We start from the raw sequence: 18295 nt of genomic DNA, 5'->3' as shown, positions 1-18295 counted from the left end.
GGAGGCCAGCCCTCTGTTTGGGATGGCCATGATAATGCCCGCGCTGGGTCGCTTTACAATCTGCCCATGCCAAACACCTTCGAACCGGCCGCCACGGGCCGATCCAAATGCCGCGGCTGCGGAATCGCCATCGCGAAGGGCGAGCTGCGCTTCGGTGAGCGCGTTCCCAATGCTTTCGGCGAGGGCGAGGCCACGCAGTGGTTCCATCCGCTGTGCGCGGCGTTCAAGCGGCCGGACGCGGTGATCGCGGGTCTCGAGACGGCGGCGCCGGACCTTCCCGATCGCGCGACCCTGGAACGCGTGGCCAAAACGTCGAGCGCACACGCGCGTTTGCAGCGCATCGATGGCGCGGAGCGCTCACCGACAGGACAAGCCAAGTGCCGCCACTGCAAGGAGCCGATCGAGAAAGGCACCTGGCGCATCCGCCTCGTGTTCTACGAGGAGGGCATGTTCTCGCCCGGCGGCTACGTGCACATGGCCTGCCGCGGTCCCTACTTCGAATCCACCGAGCTCGTGGAACCGGTGCTGCACTTCAGCCCGGCACTCTCCGTAACGGATCGCGAGGAACTCAAGGCCGCGATGGAAGCCTCATAGGGAGACATCCCCGTGGAGGCCGCAATGCTGCAGAAATCTCCGATGTATTCCTACATTCCCGTGAAAGACGTTCCACGCGCGCGCAAGTTTTACGAGGAGAAGGTCGGCCTCAAGGCGAAAGAGGAGCGCGCCGGCGGCGTGGTCTACGAATTCGGCGATCACACCGCGTGCTTCATGTATCCGACGCCCAACGCCGGCACGTCGGCCGCGAGCCAGGCTTTCTGGTCGGTGGACAACCTCGAGCGCGAAGTGGCGGAGCTGAAGAAGCGCGGCGTGAAGTTCGAGGAGTACGACGTCCCCGGCATGAAGACCGAGAACTCCATCGCCACGGGCGGCGGCGCCAAAGCCGCGTGGTTCAAGGACACCGAGGGCAACATCATGGCCCTCATCCAGGACGTGCCCCAATGAGCGTCGAATTCCACCGGGGGCGTTTGATCGACCACGTGCAGCTCCACGTGAAGGACCTCGCGAAGAGCCTCGCCTTCTACAAGGCCGCGCTCGGAGCGTTGGGCAAGGGCGACATCGTCCACGAAGGCGACGGCTACTTCTATGCCGACGAGCTCTTCATCGATGCCGATGCATCCGTGAAGGTCCTGCCCGTCCACATCGCTTTCCTGGCCGCGAGCCAGGAAGAGGTGCAGCGCTTCCATCGCGACGCGCTGAAGGCGGGTGGCAAGGACAACGGTAAGCCCGGGCCGCGGGACTACCACCCCGGCTATTACGCGGCGTTCGTGCTCGATCCCGACGGCAACAACATCGAGGCCACGTACCACGGGCCCTCGACACGGAGCGCCCCGTCGGTCGTGTTCAAGCCGATCACGCCGGCGTGAGCATCTTCACGGCCGGGTAGCCCATCAGCTTCAGCACGTAGTAGTTGACCGCTGCCTCGCCGGGATCGTCGGAGAAAGCGACGAGCTCGGCGTAGCGCGGCACGCCCGCCTTGGTGAGGACGGCCCAGATGTCCTTCGCTTCCTTCGGCGTGCCGTCGGGCTTGAGCAGCTCCGTGTACGGCACATGCACGACCTTGCCTTCCGGCGCCTTGGCCGGAACCTGCGAGCCCGAAGCGATGAACACTCTCGGGATCGCACTGGAAGCATTCGCGGCAGCCGGTTGTGTCTTTGCGGTGTAGACGACGGGCCGCACCGGTGAGACGTCCTTCGTCACCGCGAAGCCCCGACGAGACATGCGGTCCAGCGATTCGATGGAGTCCATCGACTCCATGAAGATCGAGACCTTCTTCTGCCCCAGCCGCTCGAGCAGCACGTACGCGAGCGCCGCGTCCTTGGTCACGCCGGCGTTGGAGACGACGACCGCTTCATGCGAAGGATCCACGCCCGACGCGCCGAGGATCTCCGCGAGCTTCACCGGATCGCCGATGTTGCCCCGGAACGATTCCGCGGGAACGTTGAGCGCGAACGGCACGTGCCCCTGGCTGTAGGCCGCGGCGGGCCGCACGTCCACGACGCTCACGCGCGCGATGCCGTACATGCGCAGCATCTTGCCGCCCCACGCCTGCAGCCAATCCGTCTCGCGCATCATCCCGGGCGCGCCGTAGGTCCAGAACGGCAGGTCGCGATCGTCCTGCAACCAGCCCAATTGCGATTCGAGCGAAAGCTTCACCTTCGGATAGCCCACGATGTGCTTGAGGGCGAAGTACGGAACGCTCGCCGCACCGCCCCCGCCGCAGTGCGCCTGGATCTCCTGGTCGGAGCGGATTCCGACGAGCGAGAGCATCGCCTTCATCTCCTCGGGCGACTTGAACGTCTTGTCGGCGTTGAAGAGATCCTCGGAGGGCAGCGACACCGCGTGCGGAATGTGGCCCGCCTTGTTGAAGAATCCCGTGGCGCCGTAGTGATAGTCGAGGCCGAGCGCATCGACGAGCACCTTGCCGCCGGTATCGCCGGATGCCGCAACCAACTCCGGCATGCGCGCTCGCACGTCCTCGTTGGTCTTCGTGACGCGGAAGGTGCCGGGTGAGGGTGCGGGCGTCGCGTCCTTCGTGACCGGAAGCCCGAGCGCCTGCCACTTCGCGATCCCGCCGTCGAGGATGAAGAGATCCTTCGCGGGGAATCCGTAGTACGTGAGCGAGAAGAAGAGCCGGGTCGCGAACCACGTGCCGCCCTGGTCGTACATCACGACCTTCTTCCCGGGAGTGAGGCCCATCGCCTGGAACATCTTCTCGATCTCCGCGAGCGGCATGTCGCGCACGCCGAAGCTCGCCAGCCTGAACACGTCCGCATTCACCGCACCGGGGATGTGCTGCTTCGCGTAGAGATTTGGCGGCTGTGCGTCGATCAGCAGCACCCCGGCCGTCTCGCGGTTCTTCGCAAGCCACGCCGCGTCGATGAGGTTGCTCGCCAGGGCCGATTGCGCGAAAAGGACCATTGCGATCCCCGCGAAGGGGAACATCACTCTCCGGAAGAGGAACGTCATTCCCGTGAAGACGGGAATCCAGGTTTTCAGCATCTTCATCGTTGTCTCCGTCAGATCGGCTCGCGCGAGCGACGTATGCGGATCGCCACCGCGAGGAAAGCCACCGCAAGGGCGAGCCCGACCCAGAGACCGTAGCTCGAGACGAACCGCACGGGATCCAGCTGCGCGGTCGACAGCACCATGCTCTTCCCGGCGCCCGGGACGAATCCTTCGGTGATCGCTCCGGTGACGCGGTACTTCAGGAAGGAATAGACGTACGAGCTGTCGAACGCGATCCTCTCGAACAGGAAGACCCCGAAGAGCGGAAGCGTGGCCCAGAGGAACGGCGCCTTCTTCGCCCACGCGGATACGAACAGCAGCGCGCCGTAGATCGGCGCGTACCAGAGCGCGTGCACGACGAGGCCATAGGCCATCACCACGGTCATCTCCCCGAGCGGCAGCGACGACCACACCGCGCCGACGTCGACGCCCTTCGCTGCGAGCACGACACCGCTCGAGGCGAAGATCAGGAGCTGCGTAGCCAGCGCGACACAGAATGCGACGGCCGGGAGCACCGCCATGGGCACGACGAACTTCGAGAGCACCGTCATGCGGTCCGAGACCGGCATCGATTTCCAGAAGAGGATGCTGCGGTCGCGCCGCTCGGCATACAGGGCGTCGAGGCAATAGAACAGCGCGACGATGAAGGTGATGAAGAGGATCATCGAGGCGGAGAAGCTGTACGGCATCGCGACGATGAACGCCCGCTTAGCGGGATCCATCTGCGAGAGCCCCTGCAGCGGTGCCGCCTGCTTGGCAATGTGCGCGGTGAACGCCAGCACCTCGAAGCCCGCCGCGACCAGCGGCGCGATGTACAGGGACCGGTGCTCCCAGAGCTCGCGTCGCAGGGACCAAACCAGTGTCGAGCGCGCGTTCATGCCGCCACCCGTTGCGCGGTGCCTGCGTCGTTGCCGATGAGAGCCACGAAGACATCCGCGATGCTCGGCGTGCGCACCTCGCCCAGCTCGGCCAGGCGCGTCCGGTTCGCGTTGTCGTAGAGCAGGATGCTGCGGCCGAAGACCTGCCGCTCGTGCAGCGGCGACAACGCGCGCGCCGCTTCGGCGTTCTCGGGCATCACCATCACTTCCGAGAAGCGCCCCTCGAACGCTTCCATCGAGGAATCCAGCACGATGCGGCCGCGGTTGATGAAGGCCACGTCGGTGAGGACGTGCTGGATCTCTTCCACCTGGTGAGTGGTCACGAGGATGGTGCGCTTGCCGTCGAAGTAGTCGTTCAGCAGCGAGTCGTAGAACTGCTTGCGGAAGAGGATGTCGAGGCCGAGCGTGGGCTCGTCCAGCACCAGCAGCTTCGCGTCGATGGCCATGACGAGCGCGAGGTGCAGCTGCGTCACCATGCCCTTCGAGAGCTTGCCCACCTTCTTGTCGCGCGGGAGCGTCGTCTTCGCGAGGAAGGCGTCGGCCTTCGCGCGGTCGAAGCGCGGATGCACGCCGGCCACGTAGTCCACGGCCTGCGAGACCTTGATCCAGCGCGGCAGCACTGCCACGTCCGCGATGAAGCACGCCTCGCGCATCAGCTCGTCGCGCTCCTTCCACGGATCGCGCCCGAGCACCTTCAGCTCGCCCTGGCACGGCGTGAGGCCGAGGATCGCATTGAGCGCAGTCGTCTTGCCCGCGCCGTTGGGGCCGATCAAGCCCAGGATGCGGCCCTCCTCGACGCGAAGGTCCACGCCATCCAGCGCGGCGGTGGTGCCATAGGTTTTCCGCAGTCCGCGGGCCTCGATGCAGGACATCAGCTCTCCTTCTTTCCGGTGCGGCGCTTCGCGGCGGGGCGGGCGAGAAGATCCTCGACCGTGAGCCCGAGGCGCTCGATGTGCTCGCGAAGCCGCGGCCATTCGTCCTTCAGGAACCCCTCGCGCTCGCTCTTCAGCAGCAGGCCGCGCGCGCCCTGGTTCACGAACATGCCCAGCCCCCGCCTCGTCTCCACCAGCCCCTCGTCCACGAGCTGCTGGTATCCCTTCATGACGGTGAGCGGGTTCACCCTGGATTCAGCCGACACGGTGCGAACGGAAGGCAGCGAGTCGCCCTCGTTCAACGCGCCGTCGAGGATCATGGCGACGATCCGGTCGCGGAGCTGCCGGTAGATCGGCTGGCTGTCGTTCCACTCTCCGTCCATCGGCGGTGCGGCTTTCCCTGGGTGACCTAGTGTTATAGTTGACTATAACACGTGGCCGAATGCAAGCCCGGGTCGGGCGAAAAGGAAAAGCTACGGGGAGCCGAGCAGGTCCGCGGCCAGCTTCAGCACGGCCGCCTTCTCACGGGCGGGATCGAAGAGCGGCGAGCGCTCGTGGCATTGCTCGCGCAGCCGCTTCATCAGCGCACCGCTTTGCGTCCGGTGCAGCTCGTCGCGGCATGCGATGAGCATCAGGGCCAACTGGGCCGCGCTTCCGTGGTGGAAGTATCCGAAATAATCGGGACCGAGCATCCCGATGTTGCCCTCCACGTCCGAGGCGAGCACCGGCGTGCCGGAGCGAATCGCTTCGTGGACTACATGCGCTCCACCCTCGGCACGGCTCGTGTGGACGAGCAGGTGCGCGCGCTGGATCCGCCGGCGCACTTCTTCGTGGGGCAGGCCGCCCAGCCACCGGTAGTTCGGAGCGCCCTTGGCCGTCGCACGGGCGCGAGCGCCGAGGCTTGGATCGAGTGCCTCGCCGATGTGGTCGATGAAGATGTCGCGCTCCGCACGCAGCTGAAGCGCGGCATCGAAGAGCGTCTCGGGCGACTTCACGTCGCGCAGGTGCCCGACCATCACGGCCCGCAGGCGCGAGTGGGGCTTGGTGAGCGTGGGCCGCTTCGTGGCCGACTGGAAGATCACCCGGGCCTTTGCGCGCGCGGAGGGCGGCAACCTCTCCTTGCCGAGCTCCTGCAGCACGACCACGTGCTGGGCCAGCGACAGCGCCTCCTTCGACAGGGGATCCATTCCATCGAGCCCGTAGAGATCGGTGCCCGTCATCACGACCGCAAGCCCGTGCTCCCCGCGGATTCCGGCCCACGTGTTGATCGAGGCCAGCGAGCGCACGGCATGCAACGCGATCATCGCGTCGTCGCGCTCGGAGGCACCGCCGTCGGGCCAATGCTGCACGATGCGCGTCCTGTAGCGGGGTGCCAGCATCCGCGCCCAGCGCGACGCCGTCTGCCAGTTGCCGTTGTTGGCATCGGCAAGGGCCGGAGTCACAATGACGATCGATCTTTCGTGGGCCATCGACCTCCTTCGATGCTGGGTGATACGCAGGCAACGCCGGGGCACTTTGCGAGAACCGCGGGGCGGGCCTGGCTGCGCGAGGCGCTGCAGCAGTCCCGCAGCCGCACCTTAGCCCTGTTTGCCGCGTTCGAGAAACGGCTCGCCGCCAGCAACCTCACGATACCCATGTCGCCGCAGGTAAATCCACCGCTGTGGGAGCTGGGCCACGTCGGCTGGTTCCAGGACTGGTGGGTCGCGCGCAACGTCGAGCGTGGCGCGGGCGTGCGCTGCAATCCGGATCGCGCGAGGAGTGCGTCGCGGCTTCCCGGCGCGGATGCCCTCTACGACTCCAGCAACGTCCCGCACGATTCGCGCTGGTCGTTACCATTGCCGAGCCCCGCGGAGACGAAGGCCTATCTCGCGGCCGGTCTCGCCGACACGCTGGCGCTGCTCGACACCGCGGCCGAGACCGACGCCGACCTCTACTTCTTCCGCCTCGTGCTCCTGCACGAGGACATGCACGGCGAAGCGGTTGCCTACATGGCGCAGGCGCTCGGCATTCCCGATCCGCGTGACGCGGCTCTTCCCGGACCGCCTTTGGCCGCCGTGACGGGCACGCTCTGGATCCCCGGTCGCCCGTGGGTGCTGGGCCGCAAGGCGGACGCCCCGGGCTTTGCATTCGACAACGAGCAAGGCATGGCGCCGGTGATCGTGGAGACGTTCGAGATCGACGCCTCGCCGCTCACCTGGGCGCGCTACCTTCCGTTCCTCGAGCAGGGTGCCGCGGTTCCGCGCTATCTCCGCAAGCAGGACGGTGCGTGGCAGCGCCTGGCGTTCGGATCATGGATCCCGCTGCAGCCCGACGCGGCGGTCTGCCATATCACGTTGCCGGAAGCGCTGGCGTGGTGCCGTTGGGCGGGGCGGCGCCTGCCCACCGAAGCGGAATGGGAACTGGCCGAGCACACGTCATCGACCTTCACGTGGGGCTCGGTGTGGGAGTGGACCGCCAGTGCGTTCGCGCCGTACCCGGGCTTCGAGCCGCATCCCTATCGCGATTACTCCGAACCCTGGTTCTACACGCGCCAGGTGCTGAAGGGAGCGAGCGCCATGACCCACCCGCGCATCGCCCACCCCAAGTACCGCAACTTCTTCACGCCGGACCGCAACGACATCCCCGCGGGCTTCCGCACCGTCGCGCAATAAAGGGGTCAGACTCCTTTATTCGGCCTTCACCTTCGCGTCGCGGATCACCTTGCCCCACTTGTCCATCTCGCCGACGATGAACGCGTCGAACTCGGCGGGTGTGTTGCCGACGGGCACGATGCCCAGGTCGTCGAAGGCTTTCTTCACCTCTTCCATCCGCACCACGGCTGCGACTTCCGCGGAGAGCTTCTTCACGATCTCGGGCGGCGTGCCCGCGGGGGCGAGGAAGCCGGCCCACGTGCTGCCGGTGAATCCCGTGAAGCCCTGCTCGATGAACGTCGGGACTTCCGGCGCGGCTGCGAGGCGCCGGTCCGCGGAGATGCCGATCATGCGGATCTTCCCCGCCTTGCCGTTGGGGAGGATTCCCGAGGGCGCATCGAAGAGAAGCTGGATCCGACCGCCGAGCAGATCCGCCATCGCGGGCGCCGTGCCCTTGTAGGGGATGTGCACCATGTCCACGCCGGTGAGCGACTTGAAGTATTCCGTCGTGAGGTGCGCGGCCGCCCCGTTGCCCGACGAGCCGAAGCTGATCTTCCCGGGATTGGCCTTCGCGTAGGCCACGAGCTCCTTGCCGTTCTTCACCGGCAGGTCGACGTTCACCGCGGCGATGAGCGGCGAGATGCCCACGAGCGAGACCGGCATGAAGTCCTTGCGCGAGTCGTACGGCAGCTTCGCGTAGAGCGCCGGGCTCGAAGAGAACGCCGCGATCACCAGCACGAACGTATAGCCGTCAGGCGCGGACTTCGCGAGCGCCTCGGTGCCGACGATGCCGTTGGCCCCGGGCTTGTTGTCGATCGTGAAGGGCTGCTTCAGCCGCTCCTGCAGCCGCAGCGCCACGGTGCGCGCCGTGATGTCGGTGAAGCCGCCGGGCGTGTACGGAACGATGATGCGGACGGGCTTCGTCGGCCAGTCGGCCTGCGCGAGTGCGAGCGAGGGGGCGAGGGCGAGGAGCGAAGCGGCGAGGGCAGCGCCGTGGAAGCGGCGGCGGGTCGTTTGCATGGCGGAACATCCTCCGGTGACGGCCCGGCGTCTGGCGGCCGGCGCTCGAAGGGCATCGTAGAACGGTAACGATCCCGACCGCAACGCGTCACGGGCCGCCTTCAGGATGTTCCTGGTTCTTCTTTGTGGCATCTCTCATCCCCCGGTGAGACCTCCGGCCCGCTCTCCCCCGTGCGGGCCGATTTTTTTGCTACGCGGGCAGGACGAAGAGATCCGCCGCGACGCCGTGCTTGCCGAGGTACCGGGCCTTCGCCGCGCGTTCGTAGACGACGAGCAGGCGATCGCGGCCGTCCCGCGACGGAACGACGACGATGCCTTCAGGATGATCGCTGCCTTGTCCCACCGGAAGGTCGAGCGCCTTGATCACGTCGCCCTCGCGGACGCGCCGCTGCACATCGGAGCGCGCGCCGCCGATCCAGCGATGGACACGAGCGGGCCCATCGAGCCCGGACGTCGGCCCGGCGAGCACGAGGAGATCGAGGCCCTGGCGTGCGAGGCCACGGACGCCGAGCCCACCCAGCCTGAGGAAATGCTTGCGGTAGAGGCGTTGCCCGCGCCCGAAGCGCGCGAGCCGCAGCAGCGACGGATGCCCGCGCACGGGACGCAGCTCGATCTCGAGGATCACCGCGTAGTCATTGAGCACCGGCCCGCGCAATCCGAGCAGCACGCGATCGCCGACGACCGCGAGCCCTTCGATGTCGAGTCCGTTCTCCTTGCCGGGCAGCGCCAGCGAATCGCCGAGATGCTCGTCGCCGCGCAGCGCCGCGATGAGCGCGTTGCCGCCGCGTCCGTCCTCGAGCCGCGCCGCCAACCGCTTGCGATCACCGTGGCCCGCACGCTTCCGCAAATGCTGCGTGCCGTCGTTGCCGACGATCGGGATCCGCGCGATCAGGCAACGCGAAGGCTTGCGCTCGGTGCGTGCGAGCGTCTTCGCGACACGCCGTGCCGACATGCCCGGCTCCGGCATCGTGCGCGAGGCAGCGTGCGAACCCACGAGCCACAAGTAGCCGTCGGCGATGTCCAGGTCTTCCAGGTCCGCCTCGCCCTTCGAGCCGCCGGGGACCGAGAGGAAATCATCGAGGGCGAAGGAGGCGTGAGCCGCAAAGAGCGGAGGCCGTGCACGCGCGCGATCCAGCCGCTCCACGCTGCGCGTCTCGTCGCACGCGACCCAGAGCGAATCGCCGGAGCCGCTGATCCCGGAGAGGCCGTCGCGCATGACATGCGGCCCCTCCAGCTCGTCGAGGGCGGGATCGAACTGCAGGGCCACGCGGCCGCGCGAAGGTCTCTTCATGGGCGAGATTGAATGACGCTCCTGTGACGTTTTCGCGACGGGGACGTTCGACAAATGTCCTCGATCCGCAACGCGATGTTCGTAGCATTTACATCATGTTCCAGATCCAGCAAGTGATCGAAGCGAAGTTCCCCGATCTCAAGCGCCAGCCCGCGATGATCACGCGTCCGGCGCTCGCCTGGCTGCGCAGGATGGCGCGCGAGCGGGAGGTCAACGACTTCCTCGCGGATAACGCCGGGCTGGAGGGCATCGAGTTCATCGACCGCATCCTCGAGCACTTCAATTTCAGTTATTCGGTCGACAGCGGCGAGATCGAGAACATTCCCGCCGAAGGCCGCGTGGTGATCGTCGCGAACCACCCCCTGGGCCTGCTGGACGGGATCGCGCTGCTGAAGATGGTGAGCCGCGTGCGCAAGGACGTGCGCATTGTCGCGAACGACATCCTGATGCGCTTCGAGCCGCTCCACCCGCTGCTGCTGCCGGTGGCCAACCTCGGCGCCGGCTACAACAAGGACAACGTGCGCGCGATCCACGATGCGCTCGCCAACGACGAGGCCGTGATCATCTTCCCGAGCGGCGAGGTGTCGCGCGCGGGGCTCACGGGGATCCGCGACGGTCGCTGGCAGGCGGGATTCCTGCGCTTCGCCGAGCAGGCGAAGGCGCCGCTGCTTCCCGTGCACCTGGATGGCCGCAACTCGGCGCTCTTCTACGGTGTCTCCACCGTCTTCAAGCCGCTCTCGACGTTGATGCTCTTCAGCGAGGCGATGCGCCAGAGGAACGTGAAGCTCCCCGTGCACGTAGGTGAACTGATCCCGTGGAAGGAGATCGCCGCCCTCGATGTCCCGCGCGAGCAGAAGATCCGCCGCATCACGAACCAGCTCTACGGCATCTCCAAGCCCGCGAAGGTCCTCGCGTTCCGCACCGAGAAGCCGGTGGCGCATCCCGAGAATCGCCTGGACCTGCGCCGCGAGCTGCGCGCGGCCGAGCGTCTCGGGCAGACCACCGACGGCAAGGAGATCTACCTCTTCACGGCGCGCGGCAATTCGGCGGTGATGCGCGAGCTGGGGCGGCTGCGCGAGATCGCCTTTCGCCAGGTGGGCGAGGGCACCGGGAAGCGCCGCGATCTCGACGCCTTCGACTGCTACTACAAGCACGTCGTGCTCTGGGACGAGTCCGAGCTGCAGATCGTCGGCGCCTATCGCATCGGCGAGGTGCAGGACATCCTCGCGAAGCGTGGCGCCGAAGGCCTCTACACGCACACGCTCTTCTCGTTCGAGGAGGGGCTGCGCTCGCACTTCTCGCAATCGCTCGAGCTGGGCCGCAGCTTCGTGCAGCCGCGCTACCAGGGCCTGCGCGCGCTGGATAACCTCTGGCAGGGCATCGGCGCGTACATCGCCTCGCGCCCGCAGGTGCGCTACCTCTTTGGGCCCGTCAGCGTGAGCGCGGGCTACCCCGAGGAGGCGAGGAAGCTCCTCGTGTACTTCTACCAACGCTACTTCGGCATGCCCGAGCGCCTGGCCACGCCGCGCGTCCCATTCGTGATCACCGAATCGGAGGAGCGCGTGCTGGCCGGCATGATTCCGGGCGACGACTACACCCGCGACTTCCGTGCGTTGAAGCAGCGCCTCGCCGACCTGGGCGTGAACGTGCCGACGCTCTACAAGCAATACACGGAGCTGTGCGACGAGGGCGGAGCGCACTTCCTCGGCTTCAGCGTCGATCCGGCGTTTTCGGGCTGCATCGATGGGCTCGTGGTCGTGGACCTGCTGCGCCTCAAGCCTTCCAAGCGCGACCGCTACCTGCGCACGCCGCTTGCCGCGACGGTGGCACCCGCGGACAACGGCCTGCTCAAGTCCGCCTAGCAGCGCTCCACTCGCCGACGCGCTGCGCCACCCACGGGCCGTCGTCCAGCGGGAGGTCGTGGCCCGCGTCGAGGTGCACCTCGATCGGTACTTTCCAGCGCTTCGCGATCGCGCGTGAGCACGCCGGGTCCACCAGCCTGTCGCCCTCGCTCACGAGTACCAGTGTCGGGACTTTGGGCGGCTGCGGCGGAGCGGAGTAGCGCGCGGCCGCGATCAGCTGGCGAAGGGCGTTCGCGTGCGACACGGGCGCGTCGTTGCGGATGCGCGTCCACGCCTCGACGATGTTGCCGTCGGGATCGCCGCGCGTGCTGGTGAGGGCGAGCGTGCGCTTCTCCCGAGCCCGCGCGTCCCGCGAGAGCGCGAGCCTCAGGATGGCCGCATAGTTGCCCGGAATCAGGCGATCCTGGATCGGGCTGTACGACCGCAGGCTCGTGCCGATGAGCACCATCGACTCGACTTCCCTGGGGTAGCGCGTTGCCCACTCGACCGCGATCATGCCGCCCAGCGAGAGGCCGAGCACGTGATACGGCGGCTTCGCGCCCGTCTGCGCGAGATCGCTACGGAGCCGTTCGAGAATCCCCGCGATCGTGGCGGGGCTCTTTTCCTTCACGCGCGTTCCGGTGCCGGGAAGGTCCGGCGTCAGGAGCTGCGCGCAGGGAAGGGCGTCCGCGAGCTGCCGCGTGAACCGGCCCCATTGCCGGGCTTCGCGCGTCAGGCCGCGCAGCAACACCCAACGCCCCGTGCCCGTCTCGAGCTGGGGGCGGATTCGCGTGTTCGGGCTGTCGTCCTTCCACATCTGCCGAGTGTAGGCAGGGCGGCCGGGGCCGTACCGTGAAAAGTGGGTGGCGTGGGCGTGAAAAATGGACGCTCCGACACCGCGATGGCGTGTACGCCTACAGCCACCGAACGGCCCGTAGCCTATTTTTGGGTCTACTTTGTTCAGGAGAGATCCCATGAGAACCCAAACCCATTCCCGCACCGCCGCCGCACCCCGCAAGTCCGCCACGGCGCCCGACGCGATCGCCCTGCTGAAGGCCGATCACAAGAAGGTTTCCGACATGTTCGCGCAGTACGAGAAGCTGGGCGACCGCGCCAAGGTCCAGAAGCTGAAGCTCGCCCGCAAGATCTGCGGCGAGCTGAAGGTGCACACCCAGATCGAGGAAGAGATCCTCTATCCGGCCGCGCGCGCCTACCTGCCCAAGCAGGACGACCTTCTCGACGAAGCCCAGGTCGAGCACAACGGCGCCAAGCAGCTCATCGCCGAGCTGGACGCGATGCAGCCCGACGACGACTACTTCGATGCCAAGGTCACGGTGCTCTCCGAGTACATCAAGCACCACGTGAAGGAAGAGCACGAGGAGATGTTCCCGAAGCTGCGCAAGACCGACCTCGACCTGCAGGAGCTGGGCATGCGCCTCGCGTTCCGCAAGTCGGAGCTGGCGAAGCAGGTCTCGCCCTAGGCTAGAATGTTTCTTCACCCGGGAAGCCCCGCCTCGGCGGGGCTTTTCGCTTTTTCGGGAGAGGAAACATGGATTATCGATCGCTGGGCGAGAGCGGCCTCAAGGTCTCGCCCATCTGCCTGGGCACGATGATGTTCGGTGACCGCACGGATCCGAACGAGGCGGCCCGCATCGTGAGCTCGGCGCGCACCGCCGGCGTGAATTTCATCGACACCGCGAACGTGTACGCCAGGGGCGATTCGGAGCGCGTCGTCGGCGAGTTCATCCGCCCGCACCGCGCGCACTGGGTGCTTGCGACGAAGGTCGCCAACATCATGGGCGATGGTCCCAACGATCGCGGCCTGTCGAAGGCCCACATGGTCCGCGCGCTGGATGCGAGTCTCGATCGGCTGCACACCGACTACATCGACCTCTACTACTTGCATAAGGATGACACCTCCACGCCGCTGGAGGAGACGTTGCGCGCCATGGACGGCTTCATCCGCGCCGGGAAGGTCCGCTACTGGGCGCTCTCCAACTACCGCGCCTGGCGCATCGCCGAGGTCATGCGCCTCTGCGACGCGCTCGGCATGCCGCGGCCGATCGCCCTGCAGCCGTACTACAACGCGATGAACCGCATGCCGGAGGTCGAGGTCCTGCCCGCGTGCGCCTATTACGGGATGGGGGTGGTCCCCTACAGCCCGCTCGCTCGCGGCGTGCTGACCGGCAAGTACAAGGCGGGTGCCAAGCCCCCCGAGGATTCCCGTGCCGGCCGCGGCGACAAGCGCATCGCCCAGACCGAGTTTCGCGAGGAGTCGATGAAGTACGCGGAGAAGATGGCGGCGCATGCGAAGAAGAAAGGCGTCACGCCCGGGCAGTTCGCCACGGCGTGGGTGCTCGCGAGCGACATCGTCACCTCCGTGCTGGCCGGCCCGCGCACGCTGGAACAGTGGGAGGAATATCTCGGAGCGCTCAACGTGAAGTGGGCGCCTGAGGACGAGGCGCTGGTCGATGGGCTCGTCGCCCCCGGCCATCCCTCCACGCCCGGCTACTCCGACCCGATGTATCCGTTCTTCGGGCGGACGCGCTCGGGTAATCCGGTGCGGAGCCCGCGGTGAACGCGTTCCGGCGGGCGGTTTGTGCGGCGCTCCTCGGCGCGTCGGTGCTGCTGCTCGCCGCGGCTTGCGGTGGAAGCAGTGGCGGCGACAGCGGGACAGTCAATCCACCTCCGCCTCCGCCCCCGCCGCCTCCCGCGGGGCAGAAGATCCGCTTCGTCAATTTCACCAACAACCCGATCGTCTTCGAGGGCGGCGGTGAAACCACGACGGTGCCACCGCAGTCGACCACCGACCCGCACTCGGTCGCGACAGGTCCGGTGCCCTTCACCGCACGTTCGAACCAGGGTGATGGCTCTTCCACGATCAGTGGATCCGTGAACGTCGCGGCGGGTGAGGTCGGGCTCGTGACGGCGTTCGCCGGCGTGGGATCGAGCCCGCTCGAGCAGTTCGTGACCATCAAGGGGCAGCCCGCGGATGCTGCGCGGGTCACGTTCTCCGCCTACGCCTATCGCGACAACTCGAGCTTCGACGTGTATGTGCTCGCACCCGGCACGCCGATCGCGGGAGCGACGCCGCTCTTCACCGGGGTGACGTACCGGGCGGCGCCGGTGCAATCCATCCATTTCGGAACGTACGCGGTCACCGTGGTGAACAGCGGAACGATGAACGTCGTCACGCAATCCGGGCCGATCGCGATCACCGACGGGCAGGATACGGCCATCGTCCTGGCTCGGGATTTCCCGCTGCGCGAGCGCTTGCTCGTCGTGAATCTCGGCACCGCCACGTACTACCCGGACGTCCGGCCTTAGTGGCTGGACCGGCCCGTTTCGACGTCGCGGTCGTCGGAGCCGGCGCCGCGGGGATGATGGCCGCGGCCACCGCCGGGCAGCGTGGCCGCAGCGTGGTCCTCATCGACCACTACAAGGAGCTGGGCGAGAAGATCCGCATTTCCGGCGGCGGGCGCTGCAACTTCACCAACCTGCACGCGACGCACCGCGACTTCCTCTCGCGCAATCCCGACTTCTGCCGCTCGGCGTTCGCGCGCTTCACGCCACGTGATTTCATCGCGCTCGTGGAGAAGCACGGCATCGCATATCACGAGAAGACGCTGGGACAGCTCTTCTGCGACGACTCGGCGAAACAAGTGATCGAGTTGTTGAAGAAGGAATGCGATGACGGGTCCGTGACGTGGATGCGGCCCTGCGGCGTGACGGACGTCGTGAAGACGGATGAAGGATTCGAGATTGGCACCGAGGAAGGCGCCGTTCACGTGGCGTCGCTGATCGTCGCGTCCGGGGGCCTCACCGTGCCGAAGATCGGTGCCACGCCGTTTGCGTACAAGCTCGCGGAGCAGTTCGGGCTCGCGGTGGTGCCTCCCAAGCCGGCGCTGGTGCCGCTTGCGATGGACGAGCCGTGGCTGAAGATCTACGGCGAGCTTTCGGGGCTCTCGCTCGATGTCGAGATCACGTGCGGCGGCCGGAAGTTTCGCGAGGCCCTGTTGATCACGCATCGCGGCCTCTCGGGCCCGGCGGTGCTGCAGGCCTCGTCGTACTGGCAGATGGAGGAGTCGCGCGATCCCCTGCACGTGAACCTGTTGCCCGGCACCGATGCACGCGCGTTCCTCGCCACCCATCGGCAGTCGCCCTTGAACCTCGCCACGCTCGTCGCGCATCGCTGGCCCGCGCGCTTCGCCCAGGCCTGGTGCACCGAGCACGACGCGACGCTTCCGATCACGCAGCTTCCCGAGCGCAAGGTGCAGGAGCTCGCCACGCTGCTCGGCGACTGGAAGCTGCAACCCAGCGGCACGCTCGGCTACAACAAGGCCGAGGTCACGCTGGGCGGCGTGGACACGAAGGGCCTCTCGTCCAAGACGATGGAAGCCCGCACTGTCCCCGGCCTCTTCTTCATCGGCGAGGCCGTCGACGTCACCGGCCACCTCGGCGGCTTCAACTTCCAATGGGCCTGGGCTTCCGGCCATGCGGCCGGCGAAGCGGCCTGAAGAGCGGAAGAAATTAGGGTCAGCTTCTTTTTAGCGCCAGTCCGGCCGCGTGGCCGGGGCACTAAAAAGAAGCTGACCCTAATTTCTTCTACACTTTGTCCATGCCTAAAGCCAAAGCACTCTCCTTGCATGTAGGTGTCGACTCCGTCGACCCGAAGCATTACGCCGGCTGGAAGGGCGAGCTCAAATGCGCCGAGCAGGACGCGGTGGACATGGCCGCGGTCGCGAAGGGCATGGGCATCAAGGCCAAGGTGCTGCACACCAAGGCGGCCACGCGCTCCGGCGTGCTGAAGGCGATCGAGGAGGCGGGCAAGCAGCTCAAGGCCGGCGACTTCTTCCTGCTCACTTTCTCCGGCTACGGCAGCCAGGTGATGGACGTGAGCGGCGACGAGATCGACCTCATGGACGAGACGTGGTGCGTGCACGACGCGCAGTTGATCGACGACGAGCTCCATTGGGAGCTGGGCCGGTTCTGCCGCGGCGTGCGAGTCCTCGTGATCGTCGATTCCTCGCCCAGCGGCTCGGTGGTGCGCGACGTCACGCCTACGCCCGATCCGCCGCCCGCAGGACAACGCTCGCGCCTCATGCCGATCTCCGTGCGCGAGAAGGTCTACCGGCAGAACATGAAGTTCTACGACGACCTGCAGAAGAAGACGCGCGCCGATGCGACGACCGAGAACGGGCCGTCCGTCATCGTGTGGGTCGCCTGCCAGGAAAACCAGGCGGCGCTCGAAGGCAAGGCCAACGGCGTGATGACGGGGCAGATCCTGCGCCTGTGGAACCAGGGCTCGTTCCAGGGCGGCTACCAGCGCTTCTTCATGCACCTCGTCGCGAAGATGCCCAGCTCGCAAACGCCGCAGCTCCGAACCTATGGAGACGTGGCCACCTTCGAGATGCAAAAGGTCTTCGCGCCGTAGAGCAATAAAGGGGTCAGACCACTTTATTCGCAACGGCACCGAATAAAGTGGTCTGACCCCTTTATTGCTTGCGAAGGGCCTTCAGGACTCGTTGCCCTGCATAACCATCGGGCGCCACTCCCTCGGAAACCTGGAAGGCCTTCACGGCATCGATGGTGCGCGGCCCGATCAATCCATCCGCCTCGCCGACGTCGTAGCCGCGCAGCGCGAGACGCTCCTGCAGCTCGAAGCGCTCCGAGCGCGAGAGCCCGGGGTCATCCGTGGGCCACGATTTCCTGAAGGGCTTCCCGCCGCGCAAGCGGTCGGAGAGGTGCGCGATCGCGAGCGCATACGATTCCGCGGTGTTGTACGAGTAGATCGCGTCGTAGTTGCGGAGCGCCAGGAATGCCGGGCCGCGAGCACCCGCGGGCAGCAGCAGCGCCGCCTTCGCATCGCCCAGCAGCGGCTTGCCGTCGACGCGCTGGATGCCGTGCTTCACCCAATCGTCGAGATGGATCTTCGTGCGGCGGCCCGAAGGGCCCGTGTACTTCGCCGGGATCCGAACCTCGTAGCCCCACGGCTGGCCGCTCTGCCATCCGGCTTGCTTGAGGTAGTTCGCGGTGGAGCCGAGCGCATCGGGCACGGAGCTCACGACATCGCGCCGGCCGTCGCCGTCGAAATCCACCGCCAGGCGCTGGAACGTCGAGGGCATGAATTGCGTGTGGCCGAACGCGCCGGCCCAGGAGCCCTTGAGGAGATCGACCTCGATGTCGCCGCTGCCGAGGATCTTCAGCACCGACACCAGCTCGCCGCGGAAGTACGCCTGCCGCTTGCCGTAGCAGGAGGCCGTGACGAGCGAGCGCACCAGCGGGCGCTTGCCCATGATCTTCCCGTAGTTGGACTCCACGCCCCACACCGCGACCACCGTGTAGCGGTCGACGCCGTACACCTTCTCCGCGCGCTCGAGCGTCTTGTTCCACTGCTTCAGCTGCGCCTGGCCCTCGGCGATGCGCTTGTCGTCGACCAGCCCGGCCATGTACTGCCAGATGGGCGTCGAGAACTCCGGCTGGTTGCCCATCGCGACGATCACCGTCTGGTCCGGCTCGATGCGGCTCATCGCCACGTCGAACTGGTCGTTGGTGATGCCTTCGCGCTGCGCCTGCGTGCGCAGCTCCGCGAGGCAGGCGGTGAATTCGGCGGGGAGGGGCGGCTCTGCCTGGGCCAGTGCCAGGGCGGGAAGGAGGAGAAGGATCGGAACGCCGCGCATTCCGTCCATTATCGCAA

General features: G+C 66.8%; 19 protein-coding genes. 10 read left to right on the top strand and 9 right to left on the bottom strand.

Annotated features, from left to right (window positions below; translation table 11 throughout):
• Nucleotides 1-66: 66 nt before the first annotated feature.
• From DSM104443_RS20360 to DSM104443_RS20350, 3 genes are read left to right on the top strand one after another with little or no spacing between them, the layout of a single operon-like run.
• Nucleotides 67-594, top strand: a complete 528-nt coding sequence (locus tag DSM104443_RS20360; protein ID WP_171095608.1) for a PARP-type zinc finger-containing protein — start codon at nucleotides 67-69, stop codon at nucleotides 592-594.
• 24 nt (nucleotides 595-618) lie between these two features.
• The gene (locus DSM104443_RS20355) at nucleotides 619-1002 is read left to right on the top strand and encodes a VOC family protein (RefSeq protein WP_171095606.1); all 384 of its coding nucleotides are present in this window, start codon (nucleotides 619-621) and stop codon (nucleotides 1000-1002) included.
• The gene (locus DSM104443_RS20350) at nucleotides 999-1424 is read left to right on the top strand and encodes a VOC family protein (protein ID WP_171095604.1); all 426 of its coding nucleotides are present in this window, start codon (nucleotides 999-1001) and stop codon (nucleotides 1422-1424) included. Before DSM104443_RS20355 ends, DSM104443_RS20350 begins: the two co-directional genes overlap by 4 nt.
• Here the strand turns inward: DSM104443_RS20350 and DSM104443_RS20345 are convergent.
• From DSM104443_RS20345 to senB, 5 genes are all read right to left on the bottom strand, one after another.
• Nucleotides 1411-3066: a sulfurtransferase gene (locus DSM104443_RS20345; RefSeq protein WP_171095602.1), complete on the bottom strand. Its 1656-nt coding sequence runs from the start codon at nucleotides 3064-3066 to the stop codon at nucleotides 1411-1413. The genes DSM104443_RS20350 and DSM104443_RS20345 overlap by 14 nt on opposite strands.
• Nucleotides 3067-3077: 11 nt before the next feature.
• The gene (locus DSM104443_RS20340) at nucleotides 3078-3944 is read right to left on the bottom strand and encodes an ABC transporter permease (RefSeq protein WP_171095600.1); all 867 of its coding nucleotides are present in this window, start codon (nucleotides 3942-3944) and stop codon (nucleotides 3078-3080) included.
• Nucleotides 3941-4816, bottom strand: a complete 876-nt coding sequence (locus DSM104443_RS20335; RefSeq protein WP_171095598.1) for an ABC transporter ATP-binding protein — start codon at nucleotides 4814-4816, stop codon at nucleotides 3941-3943. The genes DSM104443_RS20340 and DSM104443_RS20335 overlap by 4 nt, the downstream gene beginning before the upstream one ends.
• A complete protein-coding gene (locus tag DSM104443_RS20330) occupies nucleotides 4816-5199 on the bottom strand; it encodes a GntR family transcriptional regulator (RefSeq protein ID WP_171095596.1) in 384 nt (127 codons plus the stop codon). The genes DSM104443_RS20335 and DSM104443_RS20330 overlap by 1 nt, the downstream gene beginning before the upstream one ends.
• Before the next feature lie 90 nt (nucleotides 5200-5289).
• Nucleotides 5290-6285 (bottom strand): selenoneine biosynthesis selenosugar synthase SenB, encoded by a 996-nt coding sequence (senB, locus tag DSM104443_RS20325; RefSeq protein WP_171095594.1) that lies wholly within the window; start codon nucleotides 6283-6285, stop codon nucleotides 5290-5292.
• Nucleotides 6286-6297: 12 nt separating this feature from the next.
• Here senB and senA point away from each other — a divergent pair, with 12 nt between their 5' ends.
• On the top strand, nucleotides 6298-7467 hold the full coding sequence (gene senA / locus DSM104443_RS20320; RefSeq protein WP_171095592.1) for a selenoneine synthase SenA: 1170 nt from the start codon (nucleotides 6298-6300) through the stop codon (nucleotides 7465-7467).
• Nucleotides 7468-7482: 15 nt separating this feature from the next.
• Here senA and DSM104443_RS20315 read toward each other — a convergent pair whose 3' ends face one another.
• Both DSM104443_RS20315 and DSM104443_RS20310 read right to left on the bottom strand, forming a co-directional pair.
• Nucleotides 7483-8466 (bottom strand): tripartite tricarboxylate transporter substrate binding protein, encoded by a 984-nt coding sequence (locus tag DSM104443_RS20315; protein ID WP_171095590.1) that lies wholly within the window; start codon nucleotides 8464-8466, stop codon nucleotides 7483-7485.
• 190 nt (nucleotides 8467-8656) lie between these two features.
• Nucleotides 8657-9757 carry a DUF3616 domain-containing protein gene (locus DSM104443_RS20310; RefSeq protein ID WP_171095588.1) on the bottom strand — a complete coding sequence of 367 codons (1101 nt, stop codon included), beginning with the start codon at nucleotides 9755-9757 and terminating at the stop codon, nucleotides 8657-8659.
• 95 nt (nucleotides 9758-9852) lie between these two features.
• Here DSM104443_RS20310 and olsF point away from each other — a divergent pair, with 95 nt between their 5' ends.
• Nucleotides 9853-11619 (top strand): bifunctional ornithine lipid synthase OlsF, encoded by a 1767-nt coding sequence (gene olsF / locus DSM104443_RS20305; RefSeq protein ID WP_171095586.1) that lies wholly within the window; start codon nucleotides 9853-9855, stop codon nucleotides 11617-11619.
• On the opposite strand, the gene DSM104443_RS20300 is transcribed toward olsF, so the two are convergent.
• Nucleotides 11606-12415 (bottom strand): alpha/beta fold hydrolase, encoded by an 810-nt coding sequence (locus DSM104443_RS20300; protein WP_171095584.1) that lies wholly within the window; start codon nucleotides 12413-12415, stop codon nucleotides 11606-11608. The two genes, olsF and DSM104443_RS20300, sit on opposite strands and share 14 nt — an antisense overlap.
• A 157-nt stretch (nucleotides 12416-12572) precedes the next feature.
• On the opposite strand from DSM104443_RS20300, the gene DSM104443_RS20295 reads away from it, so the two are divergent.
• From DSM104443_RS20295 to DSM104443_RS20275, 5 genes are all read left to right on the top strand, one after another.
• Nucleotides 12573-13079 carry a hemerythrin domain-containing protein gene (locus DSM104443_RS20295; RefSeq protein ID WP_171095581.1) on the top strand — a complete coding sequence of 169 codons (507 nt, stop codon included), beginning with the start codon at nucleotides 12573-12575 and terminating at the stop codon, nucleotides 13077-13079.
• A gap of 68 nt (nucleotides 13080-13147) precedes the next feature.
• The gene (locus DSM104443_RS20290; protein WP_171095579.1) at nucleotides 13148-14176 is read left to right on the top strand and encodes an aldo/keto reductase; all 1029 of its coding nucleotides are present in this window, start codon (nucleotides 13148-13150) and stop codon (nucleotides 14174-14176) included.
• Nucleotides 14173-14925: a hypothetical protein gene (locus DSM104443_RS20285; RefSeq protein ID WP_171095577.1), complete on the top strand. Its 753-nt coding sequence runs from the start codon at nucleotides 14173-14175 to the stop codon at nucleotides 14923-14925. Before DSM104443_RS20290 ends, DSM104443_RS20285 begins: the two co-directional genes overlap by 4 nt.
• Nucleotides 14926-14978: 53 nt before the next feature.
• Nucleotides 14979-16115, top strand: a complete 1137-nt coding sequence (locus tag DSM104443_RS20280; RefSeq protein WP_171096662.1) for a BaiN/RdsA family NAD(P)/FAD-dependent oxidoreductase — start codon at nucleotides 14979-14981, stop codon at nucleotides 16113-16115.
• A gap of 101 nt (nucleotides 16116-16216) precedes the next feature.
• Entirely contained in the window at nucleotides 16217-17032 is an 816-nt protein-coding gene (locus DSM104443_RS20275) for a caspase family protein (protein ID WP_171095575.1), read from the top strand.
• Nucleotides 17033-17093: 61 nt separating this feature from the next.
• Here DSM104443_RS20275 and DSM104443_RS20270 read toward each other — a convergent pair whose 3' ends face one another.
• Nucleotides 17094-18278, bottom strand: a complete 1185-nt coding sequence (locus tag DSM104443_RS20270; protein WP_171095573.1) for a lytic murein transglycosylase — start codon at nucleotides 18276-18278, stop codon at nucleotides 17094-17096.
• Nucleotides 18279-18295 lie beyond the last annotated feature (17 nt).

Source organism: Usitatibacter rugosus, from assembly GCF_013003965.1.
Taxonomy (GTDB): domain Bacteria; phylum Pseudomonadota; class Gammaproteobacteria; order Burkholderiales; family Usitatibacteraceae; genus Usitatibacter; species Usitatibacter rugosus.
The sequence above is the reverse complement of the archived record's forward strand: the minus strand, read 5'-3'. Positions and strand labels throughout refer to the sequence as shown.